Below are 21,428 nucleotides of genomic sequence, written 5' to 3'. Positions count from 1 at the left end.
GCCTAGATAGGTGGATTTGCGGCTGTTTCTATAATCAGTCGGTGTTCTGGAACATTATTCAAAAAAGAACGCCGACTGTTTTCATCTGGGATTTTTGATGCCTGGGCGAGCAACAGAGAGTTAGCTTTCTGTAAGAGGGATTGAGCGCGTAGATTGTCAATATCCTGTAACAACCTGAAGCAAATCCAAAATGTATTGAAAGGGTCTTCCAGGCCATCTAAACTGGTGGATTCCAAGCTGTCTAGAACATTGTTTAGTTGTGAACTTGCTTGTTCTAATTTGCCCGAAGCATGGCTGATGCATGCAAGCCCAACATTAGGCAATGTATTCAAATGCTCCTGACCTAATTCAGTTCTTAGAGAAAGTGCCTTTAGAAAAGCTATTTCTGCCTTGGCTACTAATTCTAATTCTAGTAAAGTGAAACCGAGCATTGTAATTGTATGCGCTTCCAGGTAACGTGCTCCGGTTGATTTTTCAAGTTTGATAGCTTCAGTGAAATAGGTTTGAGCGTCGGCATGTTTTTGTTGCTTGGCTAATATTTCCCCTAAATTATTGAGTGCGATTGCCTCGTCTTGCTGCACACCTACTTCGCGGCTAATAAAAAGAGATTGCTCATAATAGAAATAAGCTTCTTCATATTTACCAAGCATATGGGCAACAATTCCCAAATTATTGAGGGCAGTTCCTTCCCCTTCCCGACTACCAATTTCTCGGTACAATTTTAAGGCGTGTTCAAAGTTCTCTTTGGCACCAATATATTTTTGTTGATGGCTAAAAAGCAATCCAATATTATTTTGAACGTTTGCCTCAAATTCCCGATTGCCGATCTTCTGCGATATCCTTAAACCCTCCAAGTAGTATTGTTCTGCGCTCTCGAAGTTGCCCTGCTGCATTTCTATCCTGCCCAAGTAAATGAGGACTTGTTCTTCATCTTCTTTACTATTGGCTTGCTCAAGGAAGGAGATTGCCTTTTTAGCGTACTTTTTTGCCTCATCATATTCTCCTTGCCAAAGAAGGGCTCTGCACCAGTTGATATAGGCGCTGACATGAATCTTGAAATTATCGATCTTTTGAGCTAGCTCAATTGCTTTTTGCGAAGCAGTAATTACTGCTTCATGCTCCCCCGTAATATGGGCAAATCGAGCAAGGTCTACATACACTTCTGCTTGCTTTTCGGTGTCATTGAGGGCAGCGGCTAAGTCGGCCATTTTTTCAATTTCGTTTCGTTGCAACTCGCGGTTGCCCAACAGATGGTAAATTTCTTCGCGGGAGGATCGTAATTGGAAGCGTCTTTCCAGATCGATGTTGAGGGTTAAGGCCAGGGAACGGCCGTAATAATCCAGTGCTTCATGATTTTGGTACGCCTCACGGGCGACATCCCCCGCTTTGTGGAGATAGTCGCGGGCTTTTTCGGTGAGGTCGGCCTGTTCGGCATGGTAAGCTAGCTCGCCGTAGTGCGGCGTGAGGTCGCTGGCGTAGAGCGTTTCCAGGGCGGTGACGGCAAGTTGATGCAGCGTTCGCCGCCGGGCGCGGAGCTGCATTTTGTAGGCGGCATCCCGCACCAGGGCATGGCGGAACAAGTAGCGCAGTTCGCTTAACGCTGACCAAATGGTGGCTTGCTCGGCCTCGCCGAGAATATTGTCAAACTCAGCCTCATCTTGCAGCATGAGGGCCAGCAGCCGGACCTCAAATTCGCGACCTAAAACGGCCGCATGCTGCACCCCATTTTTCACTTTGGCCGTCAGGCGATCTAATCGTGCCACCAGCAGCGCATGAACATCACGGGGCAGAACGGTTTCCTGAACGGCCGTTACCGCCCACCCTTCATCTGTTTCTTCCAATAAATTCTGCTCTTGCAAGTAGCGGACTATTTGCTCGGTAAAAAATGGATTACCTTCACCACGATTGGCCAAGAAGGTTTGCAGATCAGGCGAAATTGTGCCGCCAAGTAGCCCTGTGGCCAACTGGTTAAGCTCGGCTGGTGTAAATTGCCCCAGCGGAATAGTTTGCCGGGGAATGATACTTTTTTCGGCATTCTCATGTTGCTCTGGGCGGCTGGTGGTGATGATGGCTAGGGGGTAATGGGTATCGGGAACGGCCGTAATCGTGAGCCATAGCTGCTGCAAAAATTGCCGCGAATCGGCATCCAGCCAGTGGGCATCTTCGATGATAAGCGAGGCTGGCTGCCGCAAACTTTCGGTTTGGAGTAGTGTGGCCAGGGCGATGAGCGTGTTTTCAAAGCGGCCTTTTGGCTCTAGCTGTTCATACAGTGAATCTTCCCAATGCAAATCGACCAGCGCCCCCAAAAAGGAGCGGGTTCGGTCAAGTTCACGCGCCAGGGTGGGGTGCTGAGTAACGGCCAACAATTGGTCTAATTTTTGCTCGAATGTTGCTTTGTTTTCATTGATAGCGTTTAGATTTGATTGGTTAAAGTAGCGGTGCAGCCAGTAGCGCAGTGGGTTGAGCGACTGGCGCAAAATCTGGTCAGTTTGGCACAGAAAAACTTGGTGCGGGCCATATTCAGACTTGGCCAGTTGGTCTAAAAAGCTGTGCAGCAGCCGACTTTTGCCAATGCCCGCTTCCCCTTCTACTTGGACAGCCCCAGCGAAACGGCCGTTCGCCAACGGCCGTACAAATCGGTGTAATTGCTTCAATTCCTGGTCACGTCCCAGCATCTGCCCAGCAAAAATGGGTGCGACCTCGTCCCATTGTTTTCCCACCAGGCGGTAGACCGCTTGCTCGTCAGCAAACCCTTTGAAAGGCAAATTGTCTACAAACTGTAGGTTGAATTGGTGCTGAGCGCGGTTGAAGACGGCCGTATCTACCCAAATTTCACCAGATGGGGCTTTCATCATGAATCGGGCGGCCAGATTGACGCCGCTGCCGTAGCAGGTGAACTCCTCATGCAGCGGTGAGCCGATGAAGCCGGCGTGAGCGACGCGATACGTCACCCCCGCCCGAATTGGCAGTTTGCTTTGTTGCCGCAACGCGAATATAAAGCTCAAGGTCCGCTCAATATCTGTTTCGTGGGCAATCGGTGCGCCCCAAAAGAGCAGCAGGGTGCAGCCCTTGTCGCCAAAATCTAGGCGACTGGTGACGCTGCCAAACTGGGCTTGCAGCGCAAACACCGTCTGCATAAAGGCGGCAATCTCGGCTTCGCTTTGGACGGTAGGCAGGCTGATAAAGACGTTCACAATTTGGCGGAACTCGCCTTGCAGCGGTTGGGTGATGAGGTTACTGGGGAAGAAGCGGCTCAGCAATGGCAGACTAAGCTGAATATCCGGGATGGGTTGTGCGGGGGCAATGGTTTGGGGACGGCCGTTTAGCACAAAAAATTGATTGCGGGGCAGCAGCGAAACATTTTCTGCCAACGCGGAGGCCAAGTGAGCGTCTAGCACCACTTCCCCTGGTTCACACTGCTTTTCAGCCAGGGCACAGCCGTCAACGGCCGTTCCCCGAAAATAAAAAGCAGCCCGCTCCTGCGATTCATCGGACAAGATACCCCACTGTACCTCGCCCAGTGCCAGGCCAAACTTGGCCGACATGTGGAACTCGCCGTACGGGGTGTGGCTGGTTGGGTTTTGCCAGAGATGCTGTCGGGCTTGCCAGGCGGCCGTAATTGCTTGCTGGGCAACGGGTTTTTCCGCTGGTGGGGCGGCGATGGGGAAGTAGGCTGTGAACGCATCCCCAGCAAAGTTCCCCACAAAGCCGCCTTGTTCAAAAACAACTTTTACGAGCGGCTCAAAGATGCCCAGCATTACCGAGGCCATCACCTCTGCCCCATGCTGCCCGTGCTGCATGAGTGTTTCCATGAGCTGGGTAAAGCCAGACACGTCCACAAAGAGGCCAACGGCCGTAAACGATCCGCGCTGCTTCTCTTGCTCTAGCCGTTCAAGAATGAATTGAGGAACCAGATTGTGCATGATTTTGACCACGTTGTTGATTCTTGAGCTAGTTTACCAAAGGTATAGCAAATCAGGAATGGTGAAGATTATTACGAAGGAACAAAGGGAGAAAGGAACAAAGGTTTTCTCTTTGTCTCTTCGCTTCTTTGTATAGAAAGTCCCCAGTAAAACGATTTTTAGTAAGTGCAGGACGGCCGTCTCTTGCTATAATCCACGCTCATGGCACAAACACCTCAACCCGCACCAACAAATCGCAAAGCATGGCTGGATGCGATGCGTCCGCGCACGCTGCCGCTGGCACTTTCTTGCATTGTGCTTGGCACCTTTTTAGCCGCCGCCGATGGGGCTTACAGTTGGCCGATAACCACGCTTTGTTTGGTAACGGCCGTTTTCCTGCAAATTCTCTCCAACCTGGCCAACGACTATGGCGACTCCATCCACGGCGCAGACCACGTGGAGCGGGAAGGGCCGCAGCGAGCCGTGCAGTCGGGCCAAATTAGTGCGGCTACCATGCGCCGCGCCATGTTTTTGTTTGCAGGTCTTGCTGCCGTGAGCGGATTGGCACTCATTTGGCTGTCGTTTGGCGCGGAGGGGTTAATTGGCTTGTTAATTTTTGTGTTGCTAGGTGGCGCGGCCATTTGGGCAGCGGTAAATTACACGGCTGGCAATAATCCGTATGGCTATGCTGGGTGGGGCGATTTGTTTGTACTTATCTTTTTTGGTTGGGTGGGGGTGTTGGGGCCATACTTTTTGATGGCGCAACGGCTCAATTGGACGCTGCTGCTGCCTGCGACTAGCTGCGGTCTGCTGGCGGTGGCGGTGCTCAACGTCAACAACATCCGCGACATTGAATCGGATCGATTGGCTGGTAAATTTTCGATACCCGTGCGGCTGGGGCCAGAACGAGCGCGGGTTTACCATTGGGGTTTGTTGGCAACGGCCGTTTTCCTGGCGACCCTCTATGTTTTACTCACCTTTGCCAGCTACTGGGCATTCCTTTTTTTGTTGGCTGTGCCGCTGCTGGTGCGGAATGGAACGGCCGTGCAGCAAACCTTCTCACCCCTCGCGCTCAATCCCCTTCTCAAGCAGATGGTGCTTTCTGCCCTAGCTTTTAATTTACTACTGGGCCTTGGGCTGATTCTGTGATGATTTAAGTTTGTTAGTGGGATGGGAACGACAATACCACATTTGACCCCTTCTGGTAGGAATACAAATGCTGAAAACGCTCATTTTTTTTGTGGGCTTGGCTTTTTGATTTGCTTTGGTTCATTTTTATTATCATTGCTTGTAACTTGTTGCCCCAATTCTGCAAAAGGCATTAAAGCATTTAAAGTGCGAGTGGCTGCATCAGGGTCAGAAACCATCTGCTGCATGAGCATTAATCCCAATTTTTCACCTAAATCTTCTTTCTGCGGCAGTATAGTTTCGCTGACAATTTCTGTGATAGTTGTCAGTAGCTTTTCTTGGCTGTCCTTTACAATGGCTTCTGTCGTGCTTGCCCTTTTGTCAATTTCATTCAATAAATCTTTAGTCCTATCATAAAAATCTCGCATCATCGCTTGTGTATTATTGAAATTTTCAAGGCTTTTCTCTTCAGATCTTTTTGCTGAGTTCATTGCAAATACAGCTAATATGATTGATGTTGCACCTACAACTAGCGAAATTACAGAAATAGCATCTATTAAAGTCATGTTAGGTTACCTTATGATTAATTTGTTTTCCAGATGACAACCCCTTTACTCCTTTATAAGTGGCTATCATCCTTATTTTCTATCCAATTGCGAGTTGATACTTAACGTTTTTTGTTAGATTGCGACAGAATAGAACCAGCTAGAGCTTTTGTATCAGCACTGTATTTTGAACTGTTTAATACGGTCGAGGCTAAATCTTCTAATTTCGCGCCCGTCTGTTTATTACTTTTTGCTTGGGCAAGAGCTGAGGCTGCCAAACTTTTTGCGGTTTTGGAAGCATTTTTATTTGATAATGTTTTTGCTGCTTTTGAAGCAATTTTATTTGAAGTTTTCTTTTTATTTTGTGCCATGATTTATTATTCCCCACTTTTTAGTACAATGAAGTTTTTAGTTAGAACACTGTATATACCGATAAACCGCCGATATAGTAGCATATATTGGGTAAAAGAACAAGTGTTCCAGCATTTCTTGAGTGAACTTCTGAGATTATTTTTCCCCCTATTCTGGCATAGTCTTCAAGGAAGGCTGTTGTCGGCGTTTCGCCGAACTACCTTCTTTATACTGATTTTGGCCGTTTTGGATGAAAGCCAAAGATAGCGTTTAGTGGCTGCCTTACTGATTACCGAACACGTGCCATGAAGTGGCTGTCGGCCAAACGGCCGTCGCCAAAAGCGTGCCATCGTTTCGTTCCCTCAATTTCAAAGCCAAATTTGTGATACAGGCGTACCCCGGCGGGATTATCCACATTGACTTCCAGGCGAATGCGACTGATATTGAGCCAGTTGTCAGCCAAATCAATTACAGCAGCCATAAGCTGACTGCCGATGCCTTTGCCCCAGTAGGCGGGATGCACCATCATGCCCAGGCCAGCGGCATGGGCTGTGCGGGGATTGTTCGATTGGTGCAGGGTAATAGAGCCAACCGCTTTGCCTTCGACCTCTGCAACCAGGCGATGCAATCCCTTTATCTGGGTTTCAACCCGTTTTTGAGTAGCACTGATTTCCTGGCTGGGCATTTGCAAGGTGGTGCGTGCCACCAATGGATGCCGAAAGCAGGCGTACAAATCATCAATATCTTTGACGAGCATAGGGCGGATGATGACTTCGTCCGCGGTAAAGTCAGCTTGTGGTGGTGGTTTGGCCGGGGCAGCAGGCTGGGCAGGGCCAGGGAAATTGCCGTGGAGTCGCGCCATCACAAATTCGTCTAGAAAACGGCCGTTGCCAAATACTGCCTTTTTCCGCAGGCCCTCTTTCTCAAAGCCAAACTTTTCATATAGATAAATAGCTACACTATTGTGACTAAACACTTCCAGCTCCAGGCGGCTTAGATTGAGCCAGTTGTCGGCTAAATTTAAGGCTGCGGCGACGAGCTTGCCGCCCACGCCATGTCCCCACGCATCTGGATGCACCATCATGCCCAAGCGACCGCTGTGCTGCATTCTGGGGCGTAAATTTTGCGAAAGATGGATGGCTCCCAACAAACGGCCGTTCCAATCTGCCACCAAACGATGCCGTCCTGGTTTTTCTGTGGTTGCCCACTGCTCAGTTTCGGCCAGCTCCATGCTGGGCAGTTGCATCAGCATCTCGGCCACACGCGGGTCAGAGACGATGGCGTACTGTTGCGAAGCGTCGTCGGGATGGAACGGCCGTATCTCAACCTCAGGCAAATTGATCGGTAGACTATTCATAGGAACCTCCACATAGGACTTTAGGCCTATTTTTCACACTATTTTCACCTAAAAACCAGCGATTCTTGTTGATGATGGGTGTGAACGAAAGTGAATCGTTAAGGCTGCAATCATACGCTTTCCTTATTTGAAGGCAAGAAAAACCCAGCTTTTATGGCCAACACAGACGCATTTCCTTATGAGCACATAGCAGCAACCGACACCAGGTCAGAGCCTGTAGGTACGGCCGTCAACCAAATTATGCCACCGCTCAAATCTGCGTTTGATGAGGTGGCTAAGGCCAGCTTGCCCCCGGTGACGCTCGGTTTTACTTTGTTTCATTTTTTCCTGGCTGTGGCGTATGCTATCTTTTTGCCGCCAGAGCTAATGCCCCAAATTGTGCCGCTGGTTGGGGGAACGGTCGTCTTCTTATTAGCAATTTACGCCCTGATTCGCGCCTGGGAGATGCCTGCCAGTTGGGCACAGCCAGTCGGAGTTGGTATTGCTGCCCTCTCCATTAGCATCGTTTTTGTCCATCTGTTTCAATCTATGGAACCACGCCAAACCAGTATTCTCACCTTTTTGCTCATTGGCATGAGCGTCTTTTTACTTTCCTGGCGTTGGTTGGGGCTGGTGCTGATCGGCACTCTGGTTGGCTGGCTGCTGGTGGTTTACCGTTGGCAACTGTCTCCGTCGCTTGTTTACAACGGCATTTTGCTCATCATATCGCTGGGAATCTCCGTGATCGTATTTTATGCGCGTCGCCAGTCGGTGGTGCGGTATGAACTGCTACGCTGGCAAGATAGCCAACTGCAAGCCCAGCTTCAGCGACGAGCCAAACAGATGGAAACCAGCATGTCTTTGGGGCAGCACATCACCTCTATTTTGGATTTGGATGCGCTGCTGCAAACGGTGGCTGAACTGATAAAAGCGCAATACGGTTTGTATTACGTGGCCGTTTATCTGCTAGATACGGAACTAAATGGCTATTTAGAACGGCGGGTCGGCGTGGGCGGCAACAGCAATGGTCAGAAACGGTCCCAGATGCGGATTCGGGTGGGGCGTGAAGGATTGGTCGGCTGGGTGGCTGGCAACGGCCGTCATCTGCTAGTGAATGATGTGCTGCAAGACAGCCGCTACATCCCCCACGATCTTGTTTCCCAAACCCGCTCAGAGCTGGATTTGCCCCTGCGGGCAGGCCGTCGCCTGTTGGGCGTGTTGAGTTTGCAGAGTAATGAAACGGCCGCTTTTGACCCGGAAGATTTGCCATTCTTGCAGTCCCTGGCGGATCAGGTGGCCATTGCTATCGACAACGCCATGCTTTACCAGGTTGAGCGTTCGGCGCGGGGTTTGGCCGAAACGATGCACAAAATGGGCCGAGCTCTTACCGGCACTTTGGAATGGAACGAAGTGCTGGAGCTTATTTTGGGGCAGCTAGCAGAGCTGGTCGAGTATGATCGTGGCTCTGTTTTTGTACACAGAGGGGGGCATCTGGAGCTAGTTGCAGCGCGAGGCTTCCCCGAGGCTGCGGCACCAAGACAAATTCGCATCTCGCTTGAAAATGAGAGCATCTTTCGCGAGATTTATGAGACGAAACGGCCGTTGTTCATCCCCGATGTGTTGCAATGGCCCGATTGGCGGCAAATTGAGAATTTGCCTCTGGCCCGTGCCTGGTTGGGGGTGCCACTCATCCACGGTGAAGAAGTAATTGGGATGCTTTCGCTGACCCGTGAAACAACCGCACCATTTATGCAGGAATCAATTGATTTGGCCACTACCTTTGCTGCGCAAGCGGCCGTTGGCCTGGAAAACGCCCGCCGCTTCGACAAAACCACCCGCTTTTCGCAACAGCTAGAGTATGAAGTCGCCCAGCGCACCCAGGCTATCCAGGAAGCATACGCCCGCCTGGAGCAGCTAGATCGGGCCAAATCTGACTTTATTGCCATTGCCTCGCATGAGCTGCGCACCCCGCTCACCATTTTGCGTGGCTACAGCCAAATGCTGTTCCAGCAAAACAGTGTGCAGCAAGATGAGCAAATCGAGAAGCTGGCGCGAGGAATTGCATCTGGGGCTATGCGGCTGGAAGAAGTGATTAGCAGCATGTTGGAAGTGGCCAAGATCGACAATCGCGCCCTGGAGCTTTACCCCAAGCAGATGTCGCTTGCCACGCTGTTTAGCCATCTTGGCGAAGGTTTTGCCGACGCTTTGGCTGAACGAAATCTCACTTTAACGGTGGTGAACATTGACAATTTACCCTTGGTTGAAGCGGACCCCACCGCCTTGGAAAAGGTTTTCTACCACCTGCTGGTCAACGCCATTAAATACACGCCCGATGGCGGCACAATTCACGTCTCTGGCATTGTGCACCAGGCCAATGGCAACATCTCTTCAGCCGATAAGGTGGAAATTTTAGTGCGCGATAGTGGCATTGGCATAGACCCCGCCATGCACGATCTGGTCTTCTCGAAATTTTACCAGACAGGGGAAGTGGCTTTACATTCGTCTGCCAAAACGCAGTTTAAGGGGGGCGGGCCTGGGCTGGGGCTGGCCATCACGCGAGGGATTATTGAGGCGCACGGTGGCGAAATTTGGCTAGAAAGCCCTGGCTATGATGAAAAGAGCTGCCCCGGCACAACCTTCCACGTTTTATTGCCCCTCAGTTTGGAGCCTATTGCGGCCGTTTAATGCCCCCGTAATTTTGTTGGTACCATCCGAATGGCTGCTGGTAAACTCTTTCAATTGTTTGCTCAACTTCATTGGTTGTTTTGGGGAATAATTTCGATCTCGAACAGGGTGGGCCACAGCTTACCGGTAACAAAGAGACGGCCGTTCTCATCATCATAGGCAATCCCATTCAAAACATCCACCGATTGTGTTAGGGTGGCTGGGTCGAGCAGCCCGGTGAGATCGATGCTGCCTACCACCCGGCCCGTCGCTGGATCGATCCGCACAATGCGGTTGGTGCGCCAAATATTGGCCCACACCTCGCCGTTGATGAACTCTAGCTCATTGAGCAGTCGCACCGGGCCATTTTGGTCTTGCACGCTCAGGCGGCCCACCTCAGCAAACGTTTCTGGGTCACGGAAAGTGAGCGTGTCGCTGCCGTCGCTCATGATGAGGCAACGGCCGTTATGCGTGATGCCCCATCCTTCCGTTTCGTACTCCCAGGTGTCCAGCAGCTCAAAACTCTCTTTGTCGTATACAAAAGCCACGCGATTTTGCCAGGTAAGCTGAATGAGCTTGTCTTGCCACAGAACCAGTCCCTCGGCAAAGTAATCACTGCCTACATCCAGAAATTGGATCACCTCGCCGCTGGCTAAATCCACCTGCCGCAGCGAGGAGTGCGTACGCTTGATGCCAGTGCTCTCGTACAGTTCGCCATCCACGTAAAGTAGTCCTTGTGTAAAGGCATCGGGGTCGTGCGGGTAGCGGTTGATTATTTGGTAGCTGTAGGTGGGTACGCTGGCGGGTGGGTTGGTGGCGGGTGTGGTGAGAGGGTCGCAAGAGGGAACGGCCGTTGCGGTTGGCAACGCGGGGTGTGTGGTTGGGGAGACGGCCGTTGGGCTTGTCTGATTGCATGCAATCAAAAAAAAGAGAACAATTAGTAAGCTCCCAAATAGGCGAACAGCAAAGCCAGGCTTCATTTCAATACTCCCCAAATTCCTATGCGTTCTTTGTGAGGCGCAGCCGCATAACCTCAAAGCCGGTTTCTGCTTCAATCTTGCAATACATCAGCTCAAACCCAACGTTGGCGTAAAAAGCGCGGCCAATGGCGTTTTCTGTAAATACTTCGACTTCCAAGTTTGGTTGCTGGGCGCGAGCAACATTTATGAGGGCAGTGCCAATGCCACCACGATGCGACTTGGGATCAACAAACAGGCCCCCAACCTCGTTCCCCACCAATGACATGAAGCCCAGAATCGTTTCTTCGACTTCCCACACCCACGTGTCTGAATTTGGCAGGTAGAGGGTGGCGATGTTGAGGCGTTCCTGCTCAAGAAACGTGCGGCTCAGAAAAGGATGGGCAACGGCCGTTGCGCTTTCCCAAACGGCCAACACGCCTTCACAATCTTCGGGTTGGTACTTTCTAATCACGGCCATCGCTGATTATCCTCTGCCCTGACGACACGCTCGGCTTCAAAAATGAGCTTGCGCAGGCTGGCGCGGCGGCGGAATTTGGCGTTGGGAGGTAGATAAGTGGATGGTACGGCCGTTGGCTGTGGGTTGTGTGACACGTTAAAACAGGGAGAATACTCCCGGATGAGCCACTGTTCGGCCGCATCCAGATCGTAACCAACTGTAGCAAACTGCGCAGATTGGGAACTGAGCAGTTCAATTGTAAACTTCATTGATTTAGGCCAGTTGATCCAAATAAACCGCCCGGTGATTGAATGCCCCTTGAAGCCGCTCAGCAAGTGTTCCCACACCCGGGCAAATCCTGAATGAGATTGCCCTATATAAAAAACGACATTCTCGTCCCGAAAGAGGTACAAATCCAAACCCTGCCACGCTTCCAGGCATTGTTCATTGAGCAGGAATCGCTTGAGCGGGAGGATTACATTAGGATCATTCCCCTCACCTAAATCGTATGTAAACACGCTTATCCTAATTGCAGGGGACCACTCTGACCGTCGTCATCAAACCATTTAATTTCGACTTCCAGACTGTGCTGAATGCCTTTACTGCGTTTGTCCTCATCTTCAACCTGCACTTCCAGAATCAAACTGTGGGGCATTGCCAGTGTAAGTTCTTCCTGACCTTGACGCAGCACAACTTGGCCTGCCTCAATTTTGTCAGCTAGTTGATGCAAAAACGCAGTGACCTCTGCCCGACTTTTCCGCTCTTCGCTTTTGAACAATCTAACTTCTTTTCCCATCAGATTCCTCCTTGCGTTATAGCCATTATTGAATTTATTGTATACCACAAAGTCGGCCGCACCGTACGCAAAAGTCACAGATTAATGTCATAAATCTGCCTCAATCCGTGGTAACATGCAGCTCCCAAATCTCTGGATACAGCTCCTGAAAGGTTAACCAGGTGTCCCGCTCAATGGCGGGGTCGTTGGAACGCACGACGTTGAGCGATATTTGCAGATTCTTGAGGGCAGTATCAAACTGGCTTTTGGAGCAGCTCTGCGCCGCGATGATTTCTTTGCGTAACTCTGTCGTTTCCCAAGGCTCATTCCGAATCTTCTCAAAGACGTGCCCGGCCAATGAATTAAGCTGGCTGACTGGTTTGTAGGCCACGGGGAAGTGGGTGTGGCGCAGATAGTCCATTGTCATCAGCACGGCAAAGCCGCCTTTGATTTTGGCGTAGAAAATTTCATCGGGGAAGGTGGCGGGGAGGCGGTTTTTCCAATCCCAAACGGCCGTTACCTTTTCACCCCAGCCTTTTTCACCCTCCTGCTTTTCTGGCAAATCGACGTGTTCCCACAGCGAGGGCAGGCCGCTTTTTTCACTCTCGAAAATGGTGCAGATTTGTAGTTCGCGGATTAAAGTGCGTGCTTCTTCAAATGTTTTGATCATGCGATTTTGTAGCCTACCGGAGGTTCCACTCCGGTAGGTTGTTTACTCCTTGCGCAACCGAAGCGTGTGGACGATCTGTCTGGCCACTTCTTCTTCAAGTTGCGATTCTTCAAAGTAGCTCCGCCCTGGGCTGCTAAAGGCGTGTTTTGTTGCCCCTGGTGCAAACGCGATAATCAGCTCTTCCCGGAAGATGCTGGCAACCCGGCGATTGATGATCCCTTTCATGACCTTCTTTTGCGCCTGGAGCTTCCAAACGTACAGGCTATGTGTTGGGTTGTCCCACCCCTGTAAATATGAGACTTTCCAGCCACCGTCCTGCCACAAAATTTCCTCGGCTTCATTAAAAAGGGCTTCCACCGATTTGCCAACGGCCTTGATCCGGGATTCTAATTCAGCCTCGTGGGCGGCTTTTACTTTCTTTTGTTCCCGTTCTTGCTCTTGCTGCCGGAACTGAAGACGGGTCACTTCATCTTTCAGGCTCATGATTCCCTCCTAAAAAAGTAAGCTGCTTCCCTAAAACAACCTACCCACATAATAGCATGAGATAGTCGCCAGCAAAACCAATTTTGCCTGGTAATCACCCTGAGTTTGTTGGTTTTAGATGTGGACAGGAGGAAACGGCCGTTTCCCCACCACATCAAGGATTGACAATGAACTTACTGACAATGCGCCACGTCCCGTCAATTTTTGCCAACTGATAGCTTTCCAAATAGCGACCACCGAAATCAAAAAGCACTGTTGCCCCAAGTGGATGAAAAATATTCACGGCAAGCATCTTGCCCTCGGAAAATTCAAAAGGTGTGTACTCTGGAGCCACCCAGGAATCAATGGCCTCTTTCATCGTCATGGACCATAGTTTAAGTTCGCCATCCTTGTTTTTGGTGTAGCCCATCATGCTGGCCACATCGAGCGCAAACGCCCTCTCCAGTCGTTCACGATCCTTGTTGCGATACCCTTCGCAGTAGTGAAAAACAGCTTCTCGAATTGCTTCATAATCGCTCATTGGGGACCTCCTTTTTCTACTTGCTTTTTACATGCGGAAGGTGCCGTAACGGCCGTTTCGCTGAAGTCCAAACTATTTGGCAATCAACACTTCAATCTCTTCAACAATCTGCGGCAAATTTGGTTGCGTGAAGCTTAAACCGGACGCAGGAATGCGATTTCGTTTGATATTTGGCGGCACATGCTTGTGATGTGGATGTGTTGGGGCCAATGTGGGATCATTTGGATGTGGAAAGTCGTCATACCAATATAGCTTTTCTGCTTCTTGGTATGCTTCATACCCATAAGAAGTGATTAGCTCATCGTCAAAATCCAGCTCCTCTCGAATTCGCAACCGAAATCCACCCGAAAAGAAGATTTCCCCTTCGGCAATTCCTGTAAACGGACTCACTGACCAAACGGTAACAGTTGATCGTGTCACTTCAGGTCGGTTCAACAAATCTACTAAAAATTTAGTGTAACTGGCAAGAGAACTGAGCGGTTCGGACATGATCAGTACGCAGGATAGAAGCGCAGAGTATCCGCGATGTTTTGCTTTTGAATTTGGGCATCATACTTTTGCTTACGACGCTGCCACGTTTCAAAAATTCCTTTCCATCGGCTGAAATCGGCTCGCGTTTCGTCAAACTCATCGTACTGTTCAAGCTGTCCGTCCATTAAGGCTTTGTAGAAGTTCTCACTGAGAATGCCGTACTTTTCCTCGTACAAAGTGAGCCGACGCTCCAGCATTTTCATTTCAACAACCAGCTCATGAATGTTCATGGTTTTTCCTCACAAAAAGTAATTTTGCTCATTATACATAATTTTACATGCGGAAGGTGCCGTTAAGCCGTTTCCCACCATTCACCATCACCAAAAACGCCAACCTCAGCACTATCTGCGTTTAGGTAGGGTTGTGATGGCGTCGCTACATTTCCGAAATATCAATTCTATGAACGTAATCCCCAACACCAATACGCAAGCAATCATAAAAGTCCTTGGGTTCTGTCCCAGTATAAATGGATTGCACAATCAATGTTTTGTCAGCTAGCTCTTTAAAGCTAAACTCAAAACCGTGGCCATTCCATGCCTCACCAATCTGTCTAGCCCTGGCAATCGTAAGGCCAATAAATTGATCCAGGCGTGGAATGTGGCTCGTCCGCAATCCAATTTCTTCTTTTTCCAGAACCTCACTCGCAATTTTGTGGATCCCCAAAATCTCTGAGCCAAATTCGCCATGGATTTCAAACCATGATTCTTCCGTTTTCAAATAAACAACATTTATCTCTGGGTCTACAACATTCACCATAGCATCCTGGAGAACTTTGCCCATGACTAACTCAAGGTCAGCGCATCTTTCCTTAATTATCGTCTCGTAGTCGTAATCGCTCATTTTAGTAAAAATTATCCTCTTTGTTTTACATGCGGAAGGTGCCGAAACGGCCGTCTCCCAACCCAGCATTCAGCGTAGCCGAAAACGTCAACCCCAACGCCATTCGCGTTTGGGCGGGGTCGATGATGCCATCGTCCCACAGGCGAGCGGTGGCAAAATACGGGTCGCTCTCGTGGGCGTACTGGTCCAGGATGGGCTGCTTGAAGCTGGCTTCCGTCGCGGCAATCTGCTCCGGCGTGGGATTCTCAAACTTACGTAGGGCACGCGCCTGGCCCACGTCCCACAGCACGCCCGCCGCCGCCTCGCCGCTCATCACGCTGATGCGACTGTTGGGCCAGCTAAACAAAAAGCGCGGATCGTAAGCGCGCCCCATCATGCCGTAGTTGCCCGCGCCGTGGCTGACGCCGTGGAACAGGGTGATGCAGGGCACGTTGACGTTGCTCACCGCCATCACCATCTTGGCCCCATCTTTGGCGATGCCGCCATTTTCATACTGCCTGCCCACCATGAAGCCCGCAATGTTTTGCAAAAAGAGCAAGGGTGTCCCTCGCTGGCCGCAAAGCTGGATGAAATGGGTCGCTTTCAGAGCCGATTCGCTAAAGAGCAGGCCGTTGTTGGCCACGATGCCTACCGGAATGCCCAAAATGTGGGCAAAGCCGCACACAATCGTGGGGCCGTAACGCGCTTTGAACTCGCTCAGGCGAGAGCCATCCACCAGCCGGGCGATGATCTCGCGCACGTCGTAGGTTTGGCGGCTGTCGGCGGGTACCACACCGTACAGTTCCTCCGGGTCGTAAAGCGGCTCTTCGGGAGCTTGCAGCACCACGGGCAGCGTTTTGCGCTGGTTGAGATGGCTGATAATCTCGCGCACTTTTTCCAATGCTTCTTCTTCGTTATCAGCAAAGTGGTCGGCCACGCCGCTGAGGCGAGTGTGTACGTCTGCGCCGCCCAGCTCCTCGGCGGTGACCTCTTCGCCCGTGGCCGCTTTTACCAGCGGGGGGCCACCCAAAAAGATGGTGCCATTCTCCCGCACGATGATCGTCTCATCGCACATCGCCGGGATGTAGGCGCCACCCGCCGTACACGACCCCAAAACGGCCGAAATCTGAATAATCCCCTTGCCAGACATCCGGGCAATGTTGAAGAAAATCCGGCCAAAATGCTCCCGGTCTGGGAAGACGTCTGCTTGCAGGTGCAAAAACGCGCCGCCGGAATCGACCAGGTAAATGGTGGGCAGCTCGTTTTGCTCCGCGATGTATTGGGCGCGGAGATGCTTTTTCACCGTTTCGGGGAAGTAGGTGCCGCCCTTCACGGTGGGGTCGTTGGCGATGATCATGCACTCCAGCCCAGCCACGCGCCCCACGCCCGTGACGATGCCCGCGCTGGGCGCTTCGCCGTCGTACATCTCCCACGCCGCCAGCGGCGATAGCTCCAAAAAGGGGCTGCCGTCATCCAAAATGGCGTCGATGCGGTCGCGGACGAGCAGTTTGCCTCGTGATAAATGACGCTCGATGGTGCGAGACGGCCGTTCCACTGCCGCTTGTTTTTGCCGCTCGTGCAGCTGATCGGCCAGCTGCTTGTTGTGGGCAAAATTGGTCTGGTACTCAGAACTGTTCGTGTGAATGTGGCTGATAATCTGGCTCATTGTTTTCCTTCTGCTGAAATTGTGGGTTTTGCTGGGTGAGATTCTTTTTTATCAAAGATTTCGCAGATTTAAAGGATAAAAAATCTGGTTAATCTGCGTAATCTTTGATTCCACGTTGGTTTTATTCGCCAAATTATGCCTGATTTCTACGATTCCGAAAAATCAGCTAAGATTTGACGATGGATAGTTTGAACGCAGCAGATTTGCTAAAATTTATTGATGAACAGGGCCTCACAGCCCAAATTTTGCATCTGGATGTGGACACACCCACGGTGGCGGCTGCGGCCGCTGCGCTTGATGTCGCGCCGGAGCAAATTATCAAGTCGGTTCTGTTTTTGGCCGATAAAAAGCCCGTCATGGTGATTGCCAGCGGCCTGGCCCGGCTGGACCGCAAGGCGCTGGCGGATTATCTGGGCGTGTCGCGGCGGCGGGTGAAGATTGCCAGCGCGGCGCAGGTGTTGGCCCACACGGGCTACGTGGCCGGGTCGGTGCCGCCCTTTGGTTACAGGGAGCCCATCGAAACCGTGGTGGAGACGGCCGTCACCCGACTGTCTGGTCCCATTTACGGCGGCGGTGGGGAGATTCACGCCCTGCTGCGGCTTACCGCGGCGGAACTGCGCCGGGTAGTGGGGGTGCGTACCGCTTCGCTGGCCGAACCTGCTGCCTGACGAGAATTGGGATTGAGCATCAGGGAGGAGGTATCAACCGCACCTTTGATAGGGTTATTGCTGCGCAACGTTACGCACGGCCTCTATAACTGCTTGAGGCTGATCAAACATTATGAAATGGGTGCTGTCTGGCACAATCACAAGCTGCGAATCCGGTTCGGCCACTTCAACCCAGTTTTTATACCATTCCACGCTGATTTGGGCATATCGACGCGTTAAATCCTCATAACCCGGCAGTGCGTCGGAAGCGTCCAAAATATCTTCGGTTTGCAACACAAACACCGTCACATCGGTGGGCATGGCCGTACTGTTTAGGAGAAGCTGTACATCATCATGGGTGGCCTGTGAATATTGGCTGGCCCAGGTCCGTAAAGCTGTCCGGGTACGCGCCAATTCAGATACCAATTCATAGTAGGCAACATTTGTGATTGTGTCCGGCATAGGACCCTGAAATTGTTTGGCCGCTGGTCGGGCTAAGCCTGTGGCAATCAAGAAATTAGTCATGCCTTCGGAAAATCCGCTAGGATTTTCCGGTTGGTACCACTCCCCTTCGGTTTCATCCAGAATGGCCCCTTCCACAGAAACGATGGCCTCGACCTCAATCTGGTTGCTATATCGGGTGTAAAAATCGTAAATTGGCAGCATACCGGCAGAAAAGCCAACCAGAATGACGCTATTTTCGTCCAATGCGGTAAGCGTGGCATAAAGATCGTCGGCCATTGTTTGGGGCGTGAGCGTAGGGCCGGGATCGCTCCAGGCATAACCGGCCGGATCAAAGGCAATGGTTCTGGCAAATTTTGAGATGTCCGGCTGGACGGCCTGCCAGATGGCCGAATTGCAACCAAAACAGCCTACAAAAATAACGGTTGGCCCCCGATGTTCCATCCCTTGCTGGTGAACGTGGATGTAGCTCCCACCAATATCAACCAGCTGTGAACCGTCAGGGAGGGGGGCGTTTTCAACTCGACGGTCTCTGATTGAAGCATTGAGCGTTGTCAATAGCAGGATGATAACCAGTAAGCCAAACAAACCGGCCGCTATGCGCAGCAGCCACCAACTGATGCTTCGTTTTTTACCTGTCATGAAGTTAAAGTATGCTCCTACGCTCAAATAAGTTGCGGGGGCTGGGTATTTGGCGGTCGAAACACGGCTCGCACAAAAAGCATTGCACTAACCGGCCAGACTAAGATGTGACCCAAGACAACAAACATCGTCAAAATGGAAACCACAATTGTTAAGCCCAAATTGGTAGCCAGGGCAGCCAGGCCAATAGGTACAGCCATCACTCCTAGACAAATGGCTAACAGTTTGCCAATGCGGTATAAACCGTCTTGTGATTGCCAGAGAGATAGAGCAATCATCATGCCGGTGGTGCCCAGGCCAATCTGGCCAATCCAGGCAGCTGTTATCAGGAGTTTGTCGAAGCTGTTAACGGCTTCATTTAATGCCCGTAATGAGCCAATGTAAAGCGGAGCGTTATACAGGATTAGGCTGACGATGTCTGCAGTTATCCAGAGCAGATAACTAGCAATGGCGATCTTGAAGAACCTATCTAATTTTTGTAGGGCAAAGCGCCAGATGAGCAAGCGGCGGAGGGTGTTGAGAACATAAGCCGTGAGCATTGCCAGAAGCGAGCCAGTTAAAACGTGACCTACCTGCTCAGCAACTGGATTGCCGGGTAGGAAGCTGCCGATGAATGCGGGAAAAAAGAGCAGTACCGCGAGAATAAGCATGCTGGCAACGGCCGCAACCTTGTAATGCCGTTGCCCCAAATGCACGTCCTTGAGACAGCGGCCGACTGTTTCTGCCTGACCCAAATTGGCCAAACCTTGTGTCCGAGCTTCCTTTTCAGACAAACCTTGCTCCAGTAAATCATCAATCGCGTCGAGATAATGGTTTTTGAATTCTTGTGTGACGACTTGGATGACATGATCAGGTAGGCTGTCGGTGGCTGTGGACAGCCATTGCTGAAAGTGTGCAGACTTTACTTTGTTCATGTGGCTTCCCCTAAAACACGATTGACGCCCAATGAAAATTGCTGCCAATCTTGTTGTTCTTTTTCCAACGCTTTTTGCCCGGCGTTAGTCAGACGGTAATAGCGGCGGGTGCGGCCTTTTACCTCTTCTTCAAAGGCGGCAATCAATCCTTGATTTTCCAGATCGTGCAGCATGGGGTAAATAGTACCTTCGGCAAAGGTCAGTACGCCCCCCGATTTACGCTTGATCTCTTTGGCAATGCCGTAGCCGTGTGAAGGCCCCAGCGACAGGGTATGAAGCAAAAGTAGTGGCAGGCTTCCCTTGATATTCATAACGGCCGTTCTCTCATCAATACCAGACTCCCAATAAAAATTCTTGGAGGCAGTATACATTGGACTCCGAGGTATGTCAATGAGCCAACGGCCGTAGGGTGTAATTAGATTTTGTGTAACGGCCGTGCTCTGTGAGGAAAAATCCACCGATGGTCTTGCCACGGCTGCCTCTTTTGTGAACGCCTAGGTATCCTATCCGCCAGCTTCTCTAAATTCTCAACATCTGCTTCAGTAACAAGCTGAGATTGCGGAGCTTCTGCCTTCTCCAGCAGACGGTGCGCCTGTTTTGTAGCCAGAAAATGAGCCTGAATCGCTTGCCAAGAAGCACGCCAGCACTTGTTACAGATTGCCATGCGCAAGGCAAGCATCGGATTGAGGTTTTCATCCGCCCAGCGCATCCCAGCCTGTTTCATCCGTCGTTGCATCACCACCTTATGCCCAGACTCTACTATCCCAGATCCAATGGGAATTCCGTTTTTTCTGAAATGTGGATAATCTATCATCGTTTGACGTCGCTCAAGATAACGAATCGCTGCTTCTATTTCATCCGCTGCTGGGTGGGCTTGGTTTTGTGTCCATAGGAAACGCAATTCATTCAGCGTTCGTTGGGGTGCTTTTGTGCCTAACTGTTTAGACATCTGGGGATACCATTGTTGGAAACGGTCACTTTCTGCCCCATACAGGGCTTTGCCAATCGTGGCGATATACCCTTGGGCATGGGCAAAATCAATCACGCGTGTCGCTGTGGGGCAATGATAGTCGATGAAGCCCTGTATCCAGACAGCACCATCATTAACCGCGACAACTTTTTCAGCATTCTCCCCACCCCGTCGCTGCCACTCGACAATTGCCTTGTCGCTAAACAACTCTGCCTTATCTGCACTTGAGAAGTAGCTTATCTTGCCTGTTTTGGTCACGACTTCTTGTTTTTTAGCATCCCAGATAGTCTCAAATTCACCGAAGGCAACCGTTTTTACTTCGCGCCATTCGCCATTTCTTAGCTGTACCATTGCCCCATCTGCACTTACAATGAGTTGCTTTGGTTTGGCTATTGCTTTGGGGGCTGTCTTTTCCAGATGTTCTTTTTCTATTTCAATTAGCTCATCTGCTAGACGGCCGTTTCGCAGCGTGATTTCTCGTACGGTTGCTACGGAGATGTCGAGGCCCCACATCATTTCTAACTCTTCTTGGGCTTCTGCATAGGGTAGCCGGCTACCTAATCGGGTTACGGCCTCTTGCACTTGCGGCGTATACGCGCCTCTCAGCAACCTGAGTTTTTCATCCAGGGGGAAAAAGTGTCATCCCACATTCATGACACCTCATTTGCTCCCTTTCAATTGTGACTTTGTCGCCGTTTTTGGTTCGTAACGTTCGCGTTTTCTTCCCGTTTTTCATCATTGGCTGGTCGCAGTTTGGACAGTCCACCCTAGCCGCCTTCCCTTCTCTGGCCATTTGTGCGAGCAATTGCTGCCTAATTCCAGCTAACTCAGCATCAATCGCTTCTTCCATTTGTGTCAAATTGGCATCTTTGTTCTCTGCTTCCCACTGGTTCAATCTGTTGAGCATTTCATCGAGTTCTTTTTTCATCCCCCCATTTTCTGCTTCTTGCTTCCATTACACAACTTTTCATTACACCCACGGCCGTA

23 protein-coding genes are annotated in these 21,428 nt (G+C 50.8%); 3 read left to right on the top strand and 20 right to left on the bottom strand.

Annotation, left to right across the window (positions count from 1 at the left end; translation table 11 throughout):
• Nucleotides 1–2: 2 nt before the first annotated feature.
• Nucleotides 3–3,923 (bottom strand): tetratricopeptide repeat protein, encoded by a 3,921-nt coding sequence (locus ACOQPU_RS09435; RefSeq protein ID WP_420644864.1) that lies wholly within the window; start codon nt 3,921–3,923, stop codon nt 3–5.
• Between the two features lie 201 nt (nt 3,924–4,124).
• Between ACOQPU_RS09435 and ACOQPU_RS09430 the strand changes: the two genes are divergently transcribed.
• Nucleotides 4,125–5,051 (top strand): 1,4-dihydroxy-2-naphthoate polyprenyltransferase, encoded by a 927-nt coding sequence (locus ACOQPU_RS09430; protein ID WP_420644863.1) that lies wholly within the window; start codon nt 4,125–4,127, stop codon nt 5,049–5,051.
• An 80-nt stretch (nt 5,052–5,131) separates the two neighbouring features.
• On the opposite strand, the gene ACOQPU_RS09425 is transcribed toward ACOQPU_RS09430, so the two are convergent.
• The 3 genes from ACOQPU_RS09425 to ACOQPU_RS09415 form a co-directional block, all read right to left on the bottom strand.
• Entirely contained in the window at nt 5,132–5,596 is a 465-nt protein-coding gene (locus ACOQPU_RS09425; protein WP_420644862.1) for a hypothetical protein, read from the bottom strand.
• 101 nt (nt 5,597–5,697) lie between these two features.
• On the bottom strand, nt 5,698–5,946 hold the full coding sequence (locus ACOQPU_RS09420; protein WP_420644861.1) for a hypothetical protein: 249 nt from the start codon (nt 5,944–5,946) through the stop codon (nt 5,698–5,700).
• Nucleotides 5,947–6,215: 269 nt separating this feature from the next.
• Nucleotides 6,216–7,283: a GNAT family N-acetyltransferase gene (locus tag ACOQPU_RS09415; protein WP_420644860.1), complete on the bottom strand. Its 1,068-nt coding sequence runs from the start codon at nt 7,281–7,283 to the stop codon at nt 6,216–6,218.
• A gap of 153 nt (nt 7,284–7,436) precedes the next feature.
• On the opposite strand from ACOQPU_RS09415, the gene ACOQPU_RS09410 reads away from it, so the two are divergent.
• Entirely contained in the window at nt 7,437–9,947 is a 2,511-nt protein-coding gene (locus ACOQPU_RS09410) for a GAF domain-containing protein (protein ID WP_420644859.1), read from the top strand.
• A gap of 68 nt (nt 9,948–10,015) precedes the next feature.
• Here the strand turns inward: ACOQPU_RS09410 and ACOQPU_RS09405 are convergent, their stop codons facing one another.
• The 11 genes from ACOQPU_RS09405 to ACOQPU_RS09355 form a co-directional block, all read right to left on the bottom strand.
• Nucleotides 10,016–10,906: a glutaminyl-peptide cyclotransferase gene (locus tag ACOQPU_RS09405; protein WP_420644858.1), complete on the bottom strand. Its 891-nt coding sequence runs from the start codon at nt 10,904–10,906 to the stop codon at nt 10,016–10,018.
• Nucleotides 10,907–10,925: 19 nt separating this feature from the next.
• Entirely contained in the window at nt 10,926–11,363 is a 438-nt protein-coding gene (locus ACOQPU_RS09400) for a GNAT family N-acetyltransferase (RefSeq protein ID WP_420644857.1), read from the bottom strand.
• Nucleotides 11,354–11,860: a GIY-YIG nuclease family protein gene (locus ACOQPU_RS09395; protein WP_420644856.1), complete on the bottom strand. Its 507-nt coding sequence runs from the start codon at nt 11,858–11,860 to the stop codon at nt 11,354–11,356. The genes ACOQPU_RS09400 and ACOQPU_RS09395 overlap by 10 nt, the downstream gene beginning before the upstream one ends.
• 2 nt (nt 11,861–11,862) lie before the next feature.
• Nucleotides 11,863–12,138 carry an amphi-Trp domain-containing protein gene (locus tag ACOQPU_RS09390; RefSeq protein ID WP_420644855.1) on the bottom strand — a complete coding sequence of 92 codons (276 nt, stop codon included), beginning with the start codon at nt 12,136–12,138 and terminating at the stop codon, nt 11,863–11,865.
• Between the two features lie 100 nt (nt 12,139–12,238).
• Nucleotides 12,239–12,787 carry an AlkZ-related protein gene (locus ACOQPU_RS09385; RefSeq protein WP_420644854.1) on the bottom strand — a complete coding sequence of 183 codons (549 nt, stop codon included), beginning with the start codon at nt 12,785–12,787 and terminating at the stop codon, nt 12,239–12,241.
• Between the two features lie 42 nt (nt 12,788–12,829).
• Nucleotides 12,830–13,270, bottom strand: coding sequence for a hypothetical protein (locus ACOQPU_RS09380; protein WP_420644853.1), 441 nt, complete (start codon nt 13,268–13,270; stop codon nt 12,830–12,832).
• Between the two features lie 154 nt (nt 13,271–13,424).
• The gene (locus ACOQPU_RS09375) at nt 13,425–13,790 is read right to left on the bottom strand and encodes a nuclear transport factor 2 family protein (RefSeq protein ID WP_420644852.1); all 366 of its coding nucleotides are present in this window, start codon (nt 13,788–13,790) and stop codon (nt 13,425–13,427) included.
• Nucleotides 13,791–13,862: 72 nt separating this feature from the next.
• Nucleotides 13,863–14,210, bottom strand: coding sequence for a toxin-antitoxin system TumE family protein (locus tag ACOQPU_RS09370; RefSeq protein ID WP_420644851.1), 348 nt, complete (start codon nt 14,208–14,210; stop codon nt 13,863–13,865).
• Between the two features lie 71 nt (nt 14,211–14,281).
• On the bottom strand, nt 14,282–14,551 hold the full coding sequence (locus ACOQPU_RS09365; protein WP_420644850.1) for a hypothetical protein: 270 nt from the start codon (nt 14,549–14,551) through the stop codon (nt 14,282–14,284).
• 145 nt (nt 14,552–14,696) lie between these two features.
• Nucleotides 14,697–15,161, bottom strand: a complete 465-nt coding sequence (locus tag ACOQPU_RS09360; RefSeq protein WP_420644849.1) for a hypothetical protein — start codon at nt 15,159–15,161, stop codon at nt 14,697–14,699.
• Nucleotides 15,162–15,186: 25 nt separating this feature from the next.
• Nucleotides 15,187–16,806 (bottom strand): carboxyl transferase domain-containing protein, encoded by a 1,620-nt coding sequence (locus tag ACOQPU_RS09355; RefSeq protein ID WP_420644848.1) that lies wholly within the window; start codon nt 16,804–16,806, stop codon nt 15,187–15,189.
• A 179-nt stretch (nt 16,807–16,985) separates the two neighbouring features.
• Between ACOQPU_RS09355 and ACOQPU_RS09350 the strand changes: the two genes are divergently transcribed.
• Nucleotides 16,986–17,474, top strand: a complete 489-nt coding sequence (locus ACOQPU_RS09350; RefSeq protein ID WP_420644847.1) for an aminoacyl-tRNA deacylase — start codon at nt 16,986–16,988, stop codon at nt 17,472–17,474.
• A 54-nt stretch (nt 17,475–17,528) separates the two neighbouring features.
• Here the strand turns inward: ACOQPU_RS09350 and ACOQPU_RS09345 are convergent, their stop codons facing one another.
• The 5 genes from ACOQPU_RS09345 to ACOQPU_RS09325 are packed head-to-tail and all read right to left on the bottom strand — an operon-like array spanning nt 17,529 to nt 21,369.
• A complete protein-coding gene (locus ACOQPU_RS09345; RefSeq protein ID WP_420644846.1) occupies nt 17,529–18,557 on the bottom strand; it encodes an alpha/beta fold hydrolase in 1,029 nt (342 codons plus the stop codon).
• A gap of 23 nt (nt 18,558–18,580) precedes the next feature.
• Nucleotides 18,581–19,471 (bottom strand): hypothetical protein, encoded by an 891-nt coding sequence (locus tag ACOQPU_RS09340; protein ID WP_420644845.1) that lies wholly within the window; start codon nt 19,469–19,471, stop codon nt 18,581–18,583.
• Nucleotides 19,468–19,944, bottom strand: a complete 477-nt coding sequence (locus ACOQPU_RS09335) for a PadR family transcriptional regulator (protein WP_420644844.1) — start codon at nt 19,942–19,944, stop codon at nt 19,468–19,470. Before ACOQPU_RS09335 ends, ACOQPU_RS09340 begins: the two co-directional genes overlap by 4 nt.
• Nucleotides 19,887–21,023, bottom strand: coding sequence for a hypothetical protein (locus ACOQPU_RS09330; protein ID WP_420640640.1), 1,137 nt, complete (start codon nt 21,021–21,023; stop codon nt 19,887–19,889). Before ACOQPU_RS09330 ends, ACOQPU_RS09335 begins: the two co-directional genes overlap by 58 nt.
• Nucleotides 21,024–21,060: 37 nt before the next feature.
• Entirely contained in the window at nt 21,061–21,369 is a 309-nt protein-coding gene (locus ACOQPU_RS09325; protein WP_420640639.1) for a YgiT-type zinc finger protein, read from the bottom strand.
• Nucleotides 21,370–21,428: the final 59 nt, after the last annotated feature.

Source organism: Candidatus Leptofilum sp., assembly GCF_965223285.1.
In the GTDB taxonomy this organism is placed as follows: domain Bacteria; phylum Chloroflexota; class Anaerolineae; order Promineifilales; family Promineifilaceae; genus Leptofilum.
This window is presented reverse-complemented; position numbering and strand designations above follow the sequence as displayed.